This window comes from Oceanicola sp. 22II-s10i, assembly GCF_002210105.1.
GTDB lineage: Bacteria > Pseudomonadota > Alphaproteobacteria > Rhodobacterales > Rhodobacteraceae > Pseudooceanicola.
On record NZ_AQQU01000001.1, the window covers coordinates 722,795 to 737,346 of the forward strand.

General features: G+C 67.8%; 13 protein-coding genes. 10 read left to right on the forward strand and 3 right to left on the reverse strand.

Annotated features, from left to right (window positions below):
* Position 1 precedes the first annotated feature (1 nt).
* Genes tsaE through trxA form a run of 6 tightly spaced genes read left to right on the forward strand, consistent with a single transcriptional unit; the run spans position 2 to position 8,835 of the window.
* Positions 2-475 (forward strand): tRNA (adenosine(37)-N6)-threonylcarbamoyltransferase complex ATPase subunit type 1 TsaE, encoded by a 474-nt coding sequence (gene tsaE, locus ATO6_RS03580; RefSeq protein WP_088622551.1) that lies wholly within the window; start codon positions 2-4, stop codon positions 473-475.
* Positions 468-1,502: an aminoglycoside phosphotransferase family protein gene (locus ATO6_RS03585; RefSeq protein WP_254919057.1), complete on the forward strand. Its 1,035-nt coding sequence runs from the start codon at positions 468-470 to the stop codon at positions 1,500-1,502. Before tsaE ends, ATO6_RS03585 begins: the two co-directional genes overlap by 8 nt.
* Positions 1,502-2,170 carry a nucleotidyltransferase family protein gene (locus tag ATO6_RS03590; protein WP_254919058.1) on the forward strand — a complete coding sequence of 223 codons (669 nt, stop codon included), beginning with the start codon at positions 1,502-1,504 and terminating at the stop codon, positions 2,168-2,170. The genes ATO6_RS03585 and ATO6_RS03590 overlap by 1 nt, the downstream gene beginning before the upstream one ends.
* The gene (gene addB / locus ATO6_RS03595; RefSeq protein WP_088622554.1) at positions 2,163-5,081 is read left to right on the forward strand and encodes a double-strand break repair protein AddB; all 2,919 of its coding nucleotides are present in this window, start codon (positions 2,163-2,165) and stop codon (positions 5,079-5,081) included. Before ATO6_RS03590 ends, addB begins: the two co-directional genes overlap by 8 nt.
* Positions 5,078-8,455, forward strand: a complete 3,378-nt coding sequence (gene addA / locus ATO6_RS03600) for a double-strand break repair helicase AddA (protein ID WP_254919059.1) — start codon at positions 5,078-5,080, stop codon at positions 8,453-8,455. The genes addB and addA overlap by 4 nt, the downstream gene beginning before the upstream one ends.
* 59 nt (positions 8,456-8,514) lie before the next feature.
* Entirely contained in the window at positions 8,515-8,835 is a 321-nt protein-coding gene (gene trxA, locus ATO6_RS03605; protein WP_088622555.1) for a thioredoxin, read from the forward strand.
* Between the two features lie 56 nt (positions 8,836-8,891).
* Here the strand turns inward: trxA and ATO6_RS03610 are convergent, their stop codons facing one another.
* Positions 8,892-9,797, reverse strand: a complete 906-nt coding sequence (locus ATO6_RS03610) for a hypothetical protein (protein WP_088622556.1) — start codon at positions 9,795-9,797, stop codon at positions 8,892-8,894.
* Between the two features lie 101 nt (positions 9,798-9,898).
* Here ATO6_RS03610 and hslV point away from each other — a divergent pair, with 101 nt between their 5' ends.
* From hslV to ATO6_RS03630, 4 genes are read left to right on the forward strand one after another with little or no spacing between them, the layout of a single operon-like run.
* The gene (gene hslV, locus ATO6_RS03615; RefSeq protein WP_088622557.1) at positions 9,899-10,453 is read left to right on the forward strand and encodes an ATP-dependent protease subunit HslV; all 555 of its coding nucleotides are present in this window, start codon (positions 9,899-9,901) and stop codon (positions 10,451-10,453) included.
* Entirely contained in the window at positions 10,446-10,988 is a 543-nt protein-coding gene (locus ATO6_RS03620; protein WP_217898965.1) for a GNAT family N-acetyltransferase, read from the forward strand. The genes hslV and ATO6_RS03620 overlap by 8 nt, the downstream gene beginning before the upstream one ends.
* Positions 10,985-12,295, forward strand: coding sequence for an ATP-dependent protease ATPase subunit HslU (gene hslU, locus ATO6_RS03625; RefSeq protein WP_088622558.1), 1,311 nt, complete (start codon positions 10,985-10,987; stop codon positions 12,293-12,295). Before ATO6_RS03620 ends, hslU begins: the two co-directional genes overlap by 4 nt.
* Positions 12,273-12,929 (forward strand): glutathione S-transferase family protein, encoded by a 657-nt coding sequence (locus ATO6_RS03630; RefSeq protein ID WP_217898966.1) that lies wholly within the window; start codon positions 12,273-12,275, stop codon positions 12,927-12,929. Before hslU ends, ATO6_RS03630 begins: the two co-directional genes overlap by 23 nt.
* A 1-nt stretch (position 12,930) precedes the next feature.
* Here ATO6_RS03630 and ATO6_RS03635 read toward each other — a convergent pair whose 3' ends face one another.
* Both ATO6_RS03635 and ATO6_RS03640 read right to left on the reverse strand, forming a co-directional pair.
* The gene (locus tag ATO6_RS03635; RefSeq protein WP_088622560.1) at positions 12,931-13,521 is read right to left on the reverse strand and encodes a Smr/MutS family protein; all 591 of its coding nucleotides are present in this window, start codon (positions 13,519-13,521) and stop codon (positions 12,931-12,933) included.
* Entirely contained in the window at positions 13,518-14,531 is a 1,014-nt protein-coding gene (locus tag ATO6_RS03640; protein WP_254919060.1) for a murein transglycosylase A, read from the reverse strand. The genes ATO6_RS03635 and ATO6_RS03640 overlap by 4 nt, the downstream gene beginning before the upstream one ends.
* Positions 14,532-14,552: the final 21 nt, after the last annotated feature.

Below are 14,552 nucleotides of genomic sequence, written 5' to 3' on the forward strand. Positions count from 1 at the left end.
CATGGGGAACACCACCTGCCAGATCGACCTGCCCACCCCCGATGCGACCACCGCGCTGGCCCGTCGCATCGGCGCGCTTCTGCGGCCCGGCGATGTCCTGTTGCTGGAGGGCGGCATCGGTGCGGGCAAGACCCATTTCGCCCGCGCCCTGATCCAGTCTCTGCTCCAAGAGCCCGAGGACGTACCCTCGCCCACCTTCACGCTGGTGCAGATCTATGACAGCCCGCACGGCGAAATCTGGCACGCAGATCTCTACCGGCTGGGACATCCCGACGAGGTCGCCGAACTGGGCCTGACCGAAGCGTTCGAAACGGCCATCTGCCTTGTCGAATGGCCTGACCGGCTGGGCGAACTGATGCCGGACAGCGCGCTTTTCCTCGGCTTTGCCCTTGCCGGTGACTCCGCCCGCACGCTAACCATCACCGGTGATCCGGCGCGCTGGCGCCATGTTCTTGACGAGGCCGCACTTGTTTGACCGAACCGAAGCCTGCACACGTTTCCTGGCCGACACCGGCTATGCTGCCGGCCACCGTGCGCCGGTGTCGGGCGATGCGTCAAACCGCAGGTATGAACGGATCAATACCGGCACCGGCAGCGTGATCCTTATGGACGCCCCCGCCGAGAAGGGCGAGGACGTGCGCCCTTTCATCCGCATCGCGCGGCACCTCAGGGCCATCGGCCTGTCCGCTCCGGAAATTCTGTCCGAGGATCCTGAGGACGGGTTCCTGATCCTCGAGGACCTGGGCGACGACCTCTATGCGCGGCTCCTCAAACCGCTTGAGGGGGCCGACCTGCGGGCGCAGGAAAACAGGCTCTATTCCGCCGCAACCGATGTGCTTGTCGCCCTGCATCGTGCGCCCTATCCGGCCGATCTGCCGCGCTATGCCGATGTGATGCCGAACCTCGCCGCTTTGCCGTTCGACTGGTATCTGCCGGCCCTCGGCATGTCCGCCCCGGACGCACGGTCCGCACTGGTCGGCACCATGGCCGATGCCCTGGCCGGGATCGCCCGCGCGATGCCCGAGGTCATGATCCTGCGCGATTACCATGCCGAGAACCTGCTCTGGCTGCCGGATCGCGACGGACCTGCCCGTGTCGGACTGCTCGATTTCCAAGACGCGATGGTCGGCCATCCTGCCTATGACCTCGTCTCGATGCTGCAGGACGCGCGGCGCGAGGTCCTGCCGGAAACCGAAACCGCGATGATCGCCCGCTACTGCGATGCGACCGGGGCAGAGCCCGAGGCGTTCACCCGCGCCTATCGGCTGCTCGGCCTGCAGCGCAACATGCGGATCCTCGGTGTCTTTGCCCGGCTCTGCCTGCGCGATGGCAAACCGCATTACGTCGACCTGATCCCGCGCGTCTGGGGCCATCTTCAGCGCGATCTGGACGATCCGTCGCTGGCTGCCTTCGCCGCGATCCTCCGCCCTGCCCTGCCGGAGCCCACGCCGGACCGGCTCAAGACGCTCAAGGACCTATGCGGAACACGCCGGACAGCCTGATGATCTTCGCCGCCGGGTTTGGCACCCGGATGGGCGCGCTGACGGCGGACCGGCCCAAGCCGCTGGTCGAAGTCGGCGGCCAGACGCTGCTGGACCGGGCGCTCGGCCTTGCGCGGGACGAGGGGCTGGGGCGGATCGTGGTGAACACGCACTACCGAGGCGACCAGATCGCGCGGCATCTGCAGGGGTCAGGGGTGGCGATCTCCGACGAAGCGGATGCGATCCTCGAAACCGGCGGCGGATTGAGGCAGGCGCTGCCCCTGCTCGGCGCCGATACGGTGATGACGCTGAACCCCGACGTCGTCTGGCACGGGCCGAACCCGCTGAGCATGCTGCGCGCCGCATGGGATCCGGTTCGGATGGATGCGCTGCTGCTCTGCGTCGATCCGAAAGCGGCGGTCGGGCGCCTCGGGGCAGGCGACTTCGATCCGGACGCCGAGGGCCGTCTGACACGCGGCGGTCAGGTCATCTATGGTGGTGCGCAGGTGATCGCGACGGACGATCTGTCCGCGATCCCCGATCCCGCGTTTTCGCTGAACCGGGTCTGGGACCTGATGATCGCGCGGGGTCGTCTGTTCGGTCTGACATATCCCGGCCAGTGGTGCGACGTGGGCCGGCCCGAGGGGATCGGGATGGCCGAGGGGATGCTCGGGGCGGACCATGTTTGATCCGCTGCCGCATCCCCGCGTCTACGGGATGCCGCCCGGCGCCGATTTCCCCGCCGCCCTGGTCGAACACCTGAGCCGCAGCTACGCCGACCGGCCGCCGCAGGACCTGGCCCGTGTCCGCCTGATCGTGAACACGCGCCGGATGGCGCGCCGGATCCGCGACCTGTTCGACCGTGGCCCCGCCCTGCTCTTGCCGCGGATCGAACTGGTCACCGATCTGGGCATTTCCGCCGTCTCCGCGGACCTGCCCCCGGCGACACCGCCCCTGCGCCGCCGTCTTGAACTGGTAGAGCTGATCGCCGCCCTTCTCGACGCGCAACCCGACCTCGCCCCGCGCGCGGCGCTGTTCGATCTGGCAGACAGCCTCGCCCGCATTCTGGGCGAGATGGATGACGAAGGTGTCCCGCCCGAGGCGCTGGAGCAGCTCGACGTCACCGACCTGTCCGGCCATTGGGCGCGGGCGCTCCGGTTCCTCACCATCGCGCGCGGGTTTCAGGACGGGAGCGGCGCGCTTGGCCCCGAGGCGCGGCAGCGGCTGCTGGCGGAGACGACGGCGGCGGACTGGGCCGCGCATCCGCCCGCCGATCCGGTGATCCTGGCCGGGTCGACCGGATCACGGGGGTCGACCTTTCTGCTGATGCAGGCGATTGCCCGACTGCCGCAGGGCGCCGTGGTGCTGCCCGGGTTCGACTTCGACATGCCCGAGGCGGTCTGGGCTACGCTGACCGATCCGCTGTCCAGCGAGGACCATCCCCAGTACCGTTTCGCCCGGATCATGACCTCGCTCGGACTCGGTCCGGAACAGGTCGCGCTATGGCCCTCCGATACCCCGGCGCCGGAGCGGAACCGGGTTCTTTCGCTGGCGCTGCGCCCCGCCCCCGTCACCGACCAGTGGATGCACGAAGGTCCGGATCTGGACGGAATAGAGACGGGTATGAACGGCGTCACCCTGCTCGAAGCGCCGTCACCCCGTGCCGAAGCGCTGGCCATCGCGATGCGCCTGCGGCAGGCGGCGGAAGAAGGCGTCACCGCCGCGCTCATCACGCCGGACCGGATGCTGACACGCCAGGTGGCCGCCGCGCTCGACCGATGGGACATCGTGCCGGACGACTCCGCCGGTCAGCCACTGCATCTTTCGCCGCCGGGCCGCTTCCTGCGTCATGTCGGCGGCCTGTTCTCGCGCAGGCTGACCGCCGAGGCGCTGCTGACCCTGCTCAAGCATCCGCTGACCCACACCGGCACCGACCGGGGCCCGCACCTGTTGCTGACCCGCGCGCTGGAACTGGACCTGCGGCGCGGCGGGCCTCCGTTCCCGGATGCCGCCTATCTGCGCACCTTCTCGGCGGGGCGGAAGGACGCGATCGCGAGCGATTGGGTCGACTGGCTGATCCGCGAGGTTCTGGACCGCGTTGTCGCCGCACCTATGCCGCTCGCCGATCTGCTCGACGCGCATATCGGACTGGCCGAGCGGATCGCGCAGGGACATACCGGCGAAGGCTCCGGCAACCTGTGGACCGGACCCGCAGGACGCAGCGCCCGCGATACCGTCGCCGGGCTGGAGCGGGAGGCCGGGCACGGCGGACCGCTGAACGCGATGGACTATGACGCGCTGTTTTCCACGGTCCTGACCGGGGCCGAGGTGCGCGAACGGGATACGGGCCATGCCAATGTCCTGATCTGGGGCACGCTCGAAGCGCGGGTGCAGGGGGCCGATCTGGTGATCCTCGGTGGCCTGAACGAAGGGTCGTGGCCGGAGCTTCCCCCGCCCGATCCGTGGATGAACCGCGAGATGCGGCACAAGGCGGGGCTGTTGCTGCCGGACCGAAAGATCGGCCTCTCGGCGCATGATTTCCAGCAGGCGGCCGCCGCCCGCGAGGTCTGGCTGACCCGTGCCGTCCGTTCGCAGGACGCCGAGACCGTGCCGTCGCGCTGGATCAGCCGGCTGACCAACCTGCTGGCCGGACTGCCGGGCGAGGGTCAGGCGGCGCTGGCCGGGATGAAGTCGCGCGGTGCCGCGTGGATCGCCCGCGCGCAGGCGTTGGAAACCGTGGCGCGGATCGACCCGGCGCCGCGCCCCGCGCCCTGCCCGCCCCCCGGCGCGCGGCCGACCGAGATGTCGGTGACCGAGATCGAGCGTCTGATCCGCGATCCCTACGCCGTCTATGCCCGCCGGGTCCTGCGACTGCGGAAACTCGACCCGCTGATGCGGATGCCCGACGCCCTGTTGCGCGGCACCGTGCTGCACAAGGTGCTGGAGATATTCATCCGCGATCATGGCCGCGATCTCCGGGCCGACAGCTTGCTGGCCACGGCGAGGGAGGTTCTGGACACGCTGGTGCCATGGGCCGAGGCGCGGTTCCTCTGGCATGCACGGCTGGCGCGGGTCGCCACGCCGTTCCTTGCGGACGAGGCGGTGCGGCAGGGCATCGCCCGGCCCGTCGCTTTCGAGAGGGATGGCACGGCGCAGATTCCCAGCCTCGGGTTTACGCTCAGGGGCAAGGCCGACCGCATCGACATCGACGGGTCCGGCAATGCCTATCTCTACGACTACAAGACCGGGCGGCTGAAATCCGAGGCCGAGCAGATCCAGTTCGACCGTCAGCTTCTACTCTCCGCCGCGATGGTGGAACGCGGGGCGTTCGAGGGGATCATGCCCAAGCGGGTGGCGGGCGCGGTCTATATCGGCCTTGGCTCCAAGCCGGGCGAGATGCCGGCGCCGCTGGACGCGGTGCCGCCGGGCAAGGCCTGGGAGGATCTGACCGAACTGATCCGGCTCTATCACGGGGAAACTCAGGGGTTCACGGCGCGGCGCGCGATGTTCAACACCTCGGATGTCAGCGACTATGACCAGCTGGCGCGCTTTGGCGAATGGGACGTCACGACGCCACCGGACCGGAGGGCGCTGACATGATCCCGGCCCGCGACGAGGCGACGGAACGCCAGATCAGGGCGGCGACGCCGGACCTGTCGACTTGGCTGTCGGCCAACGCCGGCTCGGGCAAGACACGCGTGCTGACCGACCGGGTCGCGCGACTGCTGCTGTCCGGGGTCGATCCGCAACGCATCCTGTGCCTGACCTACACCAAGGCCGCGGCGAGCGAGATGCAGAACCGGCTGTTCCGGCGGCTCGGGGAATGGGCGATGCTGCCCGACGATGACCTGCGCAATGCGTTGATCTCGCTGGGCGCGGAGGAAGATGTTCGGCTCGGAGCCGCGCGGACGTTGTTCGCCAAGGCGATCGAGACCCCGGGCGGACTCAAGATCCAGACCATCCACTCCTTCTGCGCCGGTCTGCTGCGCCGCTTCCCGCTCGAGGCCGGGGTCAGTCCCCAGTTCACCGAGGCCGAGGAGCGTGCAGCCACACTGTTGCGGGCGGAGATCGTGGAGTCGCTGGCCGAGGGGCCGCAGTCGCATCGGCTGGCGGCAGTTGCGGCGCATCTGACGGACGAGAGCTTTGACCAGCTGACCCGCGACATTGCCGGAAACGCCGATGCCTTCCGGTCGGGGATCGGAGATGAGGAGATTCATCGCCTGCTCGGCCTGCCGGTCGGGTTCGATGACGCGCAGCTGGCCGATCTGGCCTTTCCACCCGGCGCTTCCGCCGTTTTGTCCGCTCTCGTCCCCGCCTTGGCGCAGGGATCGACCAACGACAAGAAGGCGTGGGACAAGCTGAAGGACCTGACCGCGCCGGGGCTGCCTGACCTGCCGATGCTCGAAGGTGTGTTCCTGACCGGCAAGGGCGCGAAGGAACCGTTTTCCGCCAAGATCGGGTCTTTTCCGACCAAGGCCACAGCCAGCACGATCACCGACATCCTGCCCGATCTCGACGCATGGATGCGCGCAGTCGAAGAGGCGCGGCCGCTGCGCCTTGCCCTTGCCGCCGCGCGCCGGATGCGCGCGCTGGCCGATTTCGCGGACCTGTTCCTGAGTGCCTACGAGACCGCCAAACAACAGCGCGGCTGGCTGGATTTCGACGACCTCATCACCCGCGCGCGCGATCTGCTGTCCGATCCGACCGTCGCGGCCTGGGTGCTCTACCGGCTGGACGGCGGGATCGACCACATCCTCGTGGACGAGGCGCAGGACACCAGCCCGGTGCAGTGGGAAGTGATCGAACGGCTCGCGCGGGAATTCACGGCGGGCGAAGGCGCGCGGGCCGACAGGGTGCGGACGATCTTTGTCGTCGGTGACAAGAAGCAGTCGATCTATTCCTTCCAGGGCGCAGACCCCGAGGCGTTCGACCGGATGCGCGCCGACTTCGCCGCCCGTCTGGCCGCCTCGCCCCGACCGCTTCAGGTGCTGGAACTGGCCTTTTCCTTCCGTTCGGCTCCGGTGGTGCTGGGGCTGGTCGACACGGTGTTCGAAGGGCGCGACGCGGCGGGTTTCGGCGGCGAGGAACCGCACCGCGCGTTCAAGGCGGCGATGCCGGGACGCGTCGATCTGTGGCCGGTGGTGGAGAAGGTCGACGATCCGGACGACAGGGCTTGGACCGATCCGGTGGACCAGCTTGGGCAGAATGATCACCGGGTCCGGCTGGCGGGCGAGGTCGCGGCCGAAATCGAACGGATGCTGCGCGAGAAAGTGCGTATTCCGCAGGAACAGGGTCACAGCGGCACCTTCGGGATGCGATCCGTGCGGCCCGGCGACTTCCTGATCCTCGTTCAGCGCCGGTCCGAGCTGTTCCACGAGATCATCCGCGCCTGCAAGGAACGGGGTCTGCCGATCGCCGGGGCCGACCGGCTGAAGGTCGGCGCGGAACTGGCCGTTCGGGACCTCGCGGCGCTGCTCAGCTTCCTCGCCACGCCCGAGGATGACCTGTCACTGGCCGTCGCGCTGAAATCGCCGCTCTTCGGCTGGGACGAACAGCGCCTGTTCGACCTTGCCCACCGGCGCGAGACGACGCGGCTCTGGCCCGCGCTGCGCGAGCGGCGCGAGGAATTCCCCGAGACCTTCGCGATGCTCGACGATCTGCGGTTCCAGACCGACTTCCTGCGGCCCTACGAGTTGATCGAGCGCATCCTGACCCGCCACGACGGCCGCCGCCGGCTGTTGGCCCGGCTGGGGGAAGAGGCCGAGGACGGGATCGACGCCCTTCTGGATCAGGCGCTGGCCTATGAACGGTCGTCAGTGCCCAGCCTGACCGGGTTCCTCGTCTGGATGGAGGCGGGCGAGCTGGAGATCAAACGCCAACTGGACAGCGCGGGGGACCGGATCCGGGTCATGACGGTGCACGGGGCGAAGGGGCTGGAAAGCCCTATCGTCATCCTGCCCGACACCGGTGCGCGACGGCCGCCGAACGTGGACCGGCTGCTGCCCCTTGGCGACCGCATGGCATGGGCCCCGCCGGTGGACGAGATGCCGCCACCGCTGGCCGCCGCCCGCGCCGGGCTGGTCGAGACGCGCAGGAACGAGAACGAGCGCCTGCTCTATGTCGCGCTGACCCGCGCCGAGAGCTGGCTGATCGTCGCCGCCGCGGGCGATCTGGGCAAGGACGGCGCGGCATGGCACGACCGGGTGCGCGTCGCGCTGGAGAGCATGGGCGCGGAGACGCAGGCGTTTCCGACCGGGCAGGGGCTACGGCTGGAAGGTGGCGACTGGCTTGCCGATGCCGTTGAGGCCGCTACGGTCGCGGAGGCACCCATTCCCCAGCTCGACCCGTTCTTCGAACGCCCGGCCGGGCCACCGCCCGAGCGGTTCACGACGCTCAGCCCCTCGGACCTTGGCGGGGCCAAGGCGCTGCCGGGCGAAGCCGGGCTGGACGAGGCGCAGGCCAAGCGGCGGGGCCGGCAGGTGCACACGCTGCTGGAACATCTGCCGCTGTTCCCGGCTGCAAGCTGGGAGGATACCGCCGCCCGCCTGCTGTCGGACGGGCCGGACGGGGCAGAGGGCGAGGAACTGACGCTGCTGCTGGACGAGGCGCGGCGGGTGCTGACGCGCGACACGCTTGCCCCGCTGTTCACCGGCGAGGCGCTGGCCGAGGTGCCGGTCAGCGCGACCCTGCCCCAGATCGGCGGAAAACGAATCCATGGCGTGATCGACCGGCTGGTGATCGACGGCGACCGCGTTCTGGCCGTCGATTTCAAGACCAACGCCGTCCTGCCCGACCGGGCCGAGGATGTGCCCGACGGCCTGTTGGCACAGATGGGCGCCTATGCCGTTGCGCTGGAACAGGTTTTCCCCGGCAAGCGGATCGAGACGGCGATCCTGTGGACGCGGAACGCCACGCTGATGCCCCTGCCTCACGATATTGTGGTCGCCGCGCTGGCGGCAACAAGCACTCCTTGACCATCCGCGGGCCGAAGCCTACCTTGGTGGCCGACATCCGCTATCCTTTGGAGACACCAATGGCGACCGTAGCTGCAACGGACGACACGTTCGAAGCCGAAGTCCTCAAATCCGACCTGCCCGTGGTGGTGGACATCTGGGCGGAGTGGTGCGGGCCCTGCAAACAGATCGGGCCGGCGCTGGAAGAGCTGTCGGAAGAGATGAAAGACAAGGTCAAGATCGTGAAGGTCGACGCCGACTCGAACCCGAATTCGGTGATGTCGATGGGCGTGCGCGGCATCCCCGCGCTGTTCATCTTCAAGGACGGCCAGATCATCTCGAACCGCACCGGCGCCGCGCCCAAGGCCGCGCTGCAAAGCTGGATCAACGACTCGATCTGACAGGCCCTTCGGCCAGGAATACGGAACGGGCGCCCTCTGCGGCGCCCGTCTTCGTTTCAGACGGGCCAGCCGTGGCCGCGTAGGGTTTTGGCGATCCGGTCCTCGGCCTCCGGTCGGCCCGCGTTGATCGACATGATCTGCCAGAACCAGTGGATGTAGCCCGCGTAATCCGGCCGCATCTCGCGGACCTGCGCAAAGGCCGCGTCCTCGCCAAGGCTCATCACGTTGGCCGCGATGTGGTGAAAGTCGATCCGCGCAAAGATCACTGCCGGTTTCCCGAAGAAATAGCCGTTGAACGCCGCCGCCGAATTCTGCGTGACGACATAGGCGCAGCCGGGCAGGTGGCGCTCCATCTCCCCGAAAGCGACGGTCAGGCGGGGGTTGTCCTGCTCCAGCCGTTCCAGCGCGGCGATGTCCTTTTCGTCGTAGAACTCGTTGGGATGCAGCGTCGCGACGACCGGGCGCTCCGGCTCGCGCCGCAGCACCGACCGCAGCATGTCGAGCGGCGAACAGGCCTGAAACGACCGGTGTTCCCGGATCTTCCCCTGAAGGGGGACATAAACGTGGCCCCGCTCCGAAACCTCAAGCTCCCCGAACAACCGCCTGCGCCAGAACCGGGCGAAGCGGTCAGCCTCGGCCCGGTCCTGAGCGCCGGGAAACTCCGCGCGGGCGACATCCCAGTCCCACCGTTCGGCAGCGCGCTCGATGGCCCAGAACGGGTAGTGATACACGCGCCGGATCGTGACCGCGCGGTCGTGGGTCGGCGGGTCCATGTGGAACAGATCCCAACCGGGCACCGAGGCGGCGCGTTTCCGCGTGGCGGGGGCATTGGGGATCAGTTCGACCTCCAGCCCCGCCCGCTCCACAACATTCTGGATTTTCTGAAGAAAATTATGCCGCCCCTCCCGCGCGCTGGCCAGCAGCTCGGGGTCCAGATGGAAGCGGACGGCACCCTGTTTCATGGCGGAAACGCTAAGCCGGGTCGCCGGGTCAGGCAAGACCGACCCTTGTCGCCCGATGGTCCTGCCCGCATATAGGCGGGAACGCAAAAGCGGAGGATTACATGGCAGAGGACTTTCCCGGCTGGCACGGCACGACGATCGTCGGTGTCCGCAAGGGCGGCAAGGTGGTGATCGCGGGCGACGGTCAGGTCTCGATGGGCCAGACCGTGATGAAGGGCACCGCGCGCAAGGTGCGCCGCCTGTCCCCCGGCGGGCACGAGATCGTCGCGGGTTTCGCCGGATCGACCGCCGATGCCTTCGCCCTGCTGGAACGGCTGGAGGCCAAGCTGGAAGCGACCCCCGGTCAGCTGGCGCGGGCGAGCGTGGAACTGGCCAAGGACTGGCGGACGGACAAGTACCTGCAGAAGCTCGAGGCGATGCTGATCGTGTCGGACGGCAAGGACATCTTCGTCATCACCGGCGCGGGCGACGTGCTGGAACCCGAACATGACGTCACCGCCATCGGGTCGGGGGGGAACTATGCCCTCGCCGCCGCGCGGGCGCTGATCGACACCGATCACACCGCCGAGGAAATCGCGCGCAAGGCGATGGCGATTGCCGCCGACATCTGCGTCTACACCAACGGCAACCTGACCGTGGAGACGATCGGTGCCTGACACCGTCGCCACCGTCGGAGACATCACGTTCCGGCGCATGACCGCGGACGACCTTCCCCTGTTGGGGGAGTGGATGGTGCAGCCGCACTGGCGCGAATGGTGGGGCGATCCCGAGGTCGAGCTGGGCTATGTCCGCGAGATGATCGAGGGCGCGGATACGACCGAGCCCTATTTCATCCTGCTCGACGGCGTGCCCGCCGGATACATCCAGATGTGGCGTATCGCGGACAACCTCGTGGAGCCGTGGCTGACCGAGGCACCCTGGATGTTGCAGTTGCCGAAAGGTGCCGTCGGCGTCGATCTCTCGCTCTCTGCCGAGGCCGGCGTGTCCCGTGGCATCGGCTCGGCCGCGCTCCGCAACTTCGTCGCGATGCTGCGCGAGCGTGGCCACGACGTCATCATCATCGACCCGGACCCGGCCAATCACCGTGCCGTCCGGGCCTATACCAAGGCCGGCTTTGTCCCGGTCGCAGAACTCGAGGGCCGCACCGGCGACAGCCTGATCATGCGGCACATGAAGGACCTGACAGCATGACCGACCTGACCCCCCGCGAGATCGTCAGCGAGCTCGACCGTTTCATCATCGGCCAGAAGGACGCCAAGCGCGCCGTGGCCGTGGCCCTGCGCAACCGCTGGCGGCGCAAAAAGTTGTCGGATGATCTGCGTGACGAGGTCTATCCCAAGAACATCCTGATGATCGGACCGACCGGTGTCGGCAAGACCGAGATCAGCCGCCGTCTGGCGAAGCTCGCCCGCGCGCCCTTCATCAAGGTCGAGGCGACCAAGTTTACCGAGGTCGGCTATGTCGGGCGCGACGTGGAACAGATCGTCCGCGATCTGGTGGACGCCGCGATGGCGCAGACGCGCGAATACATGCGCGAGGACGTCAAGGCCAACGCCCACAAGGCCGCCGAGGACCGGGTGATCGAGGCGATTGCCGGCGCCGACGCCCGCGACGGCACGCGCGAGATGTTCCGCAAGAAGCTGCGCGACGGCCTGCTGGACGATCAGGAGATCGAACTGGAGATCGCGGATACCTCGAACCCGATGGGAATGTTCGAGATCCCCGGCCAGCCGGGCGGCGGCCAGATGGGGATGATGAACATCGGCGACCTGTTCGGTAAGGCCTTCGGCGGGCGCAAGGTGACCAAGCGGCTCAAGGTGCGCGACAGCTACGAGATCCTGATCGGCGAGGAAGCGGACAAGCTGCTGGACGACGAACAGGTCAAGCTGGCCGCGCTGAAGGCGGTCGAGGAAAACGGGATCGTCTTCCTCGACGAGATCGACAAGGTCTGCGCGCGGGCGGATGTCCGTGGCGGCGATGTCAGCCGCGAAGGTGTGCAGCGCGACCTGCTGCCGCTGATCGAGGGCACGACCGTTTCGACCAAGCACGGGCCGGTCAAGACGGACCACATCCTGTTCATCGCCTCGGGCGCATTCCACATCGCCAAGCCGTCGGACCTGCTGCCGGAACTTCAGGGCCGCCTGCCGATCCGCGTCGAACTGCGGGCGCTGACCGAAGAGGATTTCGTGCGCATCCTGACCGAAACCGACAACGCCCTGACCCTGCAGTATTCCGCGCTGATGGGGACGGAGGAGGTGAAAGTCACCTTCACCGACGATGGCATCGCCGCGATGGCGAAGATCGCCGCCGACGTGAACACGACGGTCGAGAACATTGGCGCACGGCGGCTCTACACCGTAATCGAGCGGGTGTTCGAAGAGCTGAGCTTCACCGCCCCGGACCGCGCGGGCGAGGAGATCACCATCGACGCGGCCTTCGTGCAGGAGAACGTCGGCAAGCTTGCCGAAAGCGCGGATGTCAGCCGTTATGTCCTTTGACGGCGCGACACTATACGTATCCGTAGGGCCGAACCCGCGGCTGGTGCGCATGTTCCTTGCGGAAAAGGGCGTGACGATCCCGGAACAGGTGATCGACCTGCGCGGCGGGGAAAACCGCCGCGCGCCATACCTGGAGATGAACCCCGGCGGGCAGATGCCAGCACTGCGGCTCGCTTCGGGTCAGGTGATCGCCGAGACGGTTCCGATCTGCGAATACGTGGAAGACGTTGCGCCGGAACCCGCGTTTATCGGCCCCACGTCAGAGGAACGCGCCGAGACTCGGATGTGGGTCCGGCGGGTGGAACAGCTCTATGTCCGGCCGATGATCGACGCCTATCGCTATGGTCATGCGCTGGCGCTGTTCGGCGAACGGATGCGCTGCATTCCCGAGGCGACGCCTGAGCTGAAATCGCTGGCGCGGGACGGCGAGGCATGGATCGAGACGAACATGGTGGGGCCGTTTCTTGCCGGCGACCGCATGAGCCTGGCCGATATCATCATGTATTGCATGATGGATTTCGCCGAACAGCGCGAGGTTCTGACGCGCGATCCGTCTCTGGTGAAACTGCCCGAATGGTTCGATCGAATGGCCGCGCGGCCCTCGGCTGAAAGCTCCCGTGCGCTGGCGTATTGAGTCAGCCGCGGTTCTTCCTGAGATAGACGTAATAGGCCCCGCCGCCGCCGTGGCGCAGATGCGCGGGCGCGACCTGCAGGACCAGCCCGCCGAGCGGCGGCACGGTCAGCCAGTGCGGCACCTGATGCCGCAGCACGCCGCGCCGGACGGGGATCGGTCCGTCATCGTCGCTGTCGCGGCCCTTTCCGGTGATGACGAGGACCAGCCGGAACCCTTCGCGATGCGCGCGCAGGATGAAACCGGTCAGTGCCGTATGGGCGCGGTCCACCGTCATCCCGTGCAGGTCGATCCGCGCGTCCGGCTTGAGCTTGCCGCGCGTCATCTTGGTGTGCGCCTTGCGGTCCATCCGGACCGGGGCGTTGCGCAGGTGATCGTGGATCGGGTTCAGCAGGTCATGCGCCGCGCCGCGATCGCGCGTCGACTGGCCGATGCGGAACTGCGGCAGCTCGGCACGCGGCGCCGGGTCGGGCTTCTTCGGCTCGGGCCGCGACTTCGGCGCAGGCTCGGGCCAACAAGCCATCTGCTTGCGATCCGTCGTATCCGCCACCTTGCGCCACAGGTCGACCTCTTCGGGCCGCAACTTGCGGCTCATACCGGGTCCTCGGCCATGGCATAGGCCCGCTGGATCGGCATCAGAACGACCATACGCCCCGGATCCTTCATCCGGCCCGCCGCCCGGCCCGCCGCATCGCCGGTGCCATAGAAGATATCCGCCCGCTGCGCGCCCTTGATCGCAGACCCTGTGTCCTGCGCGATCATCAGCCGGTGCAGGGGGCCGTGGCCTTCTTTCTCGATCCAGACCGGCGCGCCGAGCGGCGTGTATCGCGGATCGACGGCAATGGACCGCATCGGGGTGATTGACCGGTTCATCGCGCCGAGCGGACCCTTGTCAGCCGGGACATGGTCGACCTGGCGGAAGAACACGTAGGACGGATTGTGATACAGCAGCTCCTGCCCGTCGAAGGGATTGCGGCGGACCCAGTTGCGGATCACCTGCGCCGACACCTGATGCGGTTCGTAGACGCCGCGGCGCACCAGCTCCTGCCCGATGGAGCGGTAGGGGTGGCCGTTCTTGCCGCCATAGCCAACCCGCACCGCACTGCCGTCGGGCAGGCGAATACGGCCGGACCCCTGGATCTGGAGGAAGAACAATTCGACCGGATCGTCCACCCACGCGATTTCCAGCCCGCGCCCGGTCATCATGCCGGAAGTTTCGATTTCACGCCGGCTGAGGAAATTGCCGCCGCGTGCCTCCGGCGGCATCCGGTAGACGGGATAGCGATAGCGGCTGTCGGGAATCCGGCTGCCGTCGAGTTCCGGTTCGAAGTAACCGGTGAACAGCATCGGGCTGCCGTCTTCGATCAGGACCGGGCGGAAGAACAGTTCGAAGAACGCCCGTGCGCTTTCGGGTTTCTGGTGCCCCGCGGCGGCGCAGATGGCGCGCCAGTCGGGGTCCTTCATGTCCTGGCAGGTGTTCAGGAATACGGCGAGGGCACTGGTGTGATCGTCATTCGCCCAGCCATCGAGCTGGGCGAAGTCGAGAATGCGGCGCGTTATCTCAGGCGAGTCTTCGCTGGCCGAGGTGTCGGGCGGACCGCTCATGACAAGCACCGCACAGAGCGC

Bases quoted from the DNA above. Each gene is read 5' to 3' on its own strand.
- addA (WP_254919059.1), top strand. From the start codon at position 5,078: ATGATCCCGGCCCGCGACGAGGCGACGGAACGCCAGATCAGGGCGGCG.
- ATO6_RS03630 (WP_217898966.1), top strand. From the start codon at position 12,273: ATGTCAGCCGTTATGTCCTTTGACGGCGCGACACTATACGTATCCGTA.
- addB (WP_088622554.1), top strand. From the start codon at position 2,163: ATGTTTGATCCGCTGCCGCATCCCCGCGTCTACGGGATGCCGCCCGGC.
- ATO6_RS03640 (WP_254919060.1), bottom strand. From the start codon at position 14,531: ATGAGCGGTCCGCCCGACACCTCGGCCAGCGAAGACTCGCCTGAGATA.
- ATO6_RS03635 (WP_088622560.1), bottom strand. From the start codon at position 13,521: ATGAGCCGCAAGTTGCGGCCCGAAGAGGTCGACCTGTGGCGCAAGGTG.
- hslV (WP_088622557.1), top strand. From the start codon at position 9,899: ATGGCAGAGGACTTTCCCGGCTGGCACGGCACGACGATCGTCGGTGTC.
- tsaE (WP_088622551.1), top strand. From the start codon at position 2: ATGGGGAACACCACCTGCCAGATCGACCTGCCCACCCCCGATGCGACC.
- hslU (WP_088622558.1), top strand. From the start codon at position 10,985: ATGACCGACCTGACCCCCCGCGAGATCGTCAGCGAGCTCGACCGTTTC.
- ATO6_RS03610 (WP_088622556.1), bottom strand. From the start codon at position 9,797: ATGAAACAGGGTGCCGTCCGCTTCCATCTGGACCCCGAGCTGCTGGCC.
- ATO6_RS03590 (WP_254919058.1), top strand. From the start codon at position 1,502: ATGATCTTCGCCGCCGGGTTTGGCACCCGGATGGGCGCGCTGACGGCG.
- trxA (WP_088622555.1), top strand. From the start codon at position 8,515: ATGGCGACCGTAGCTGCAACGGACGACACGTTCGAAGCCGAAGTCCTC.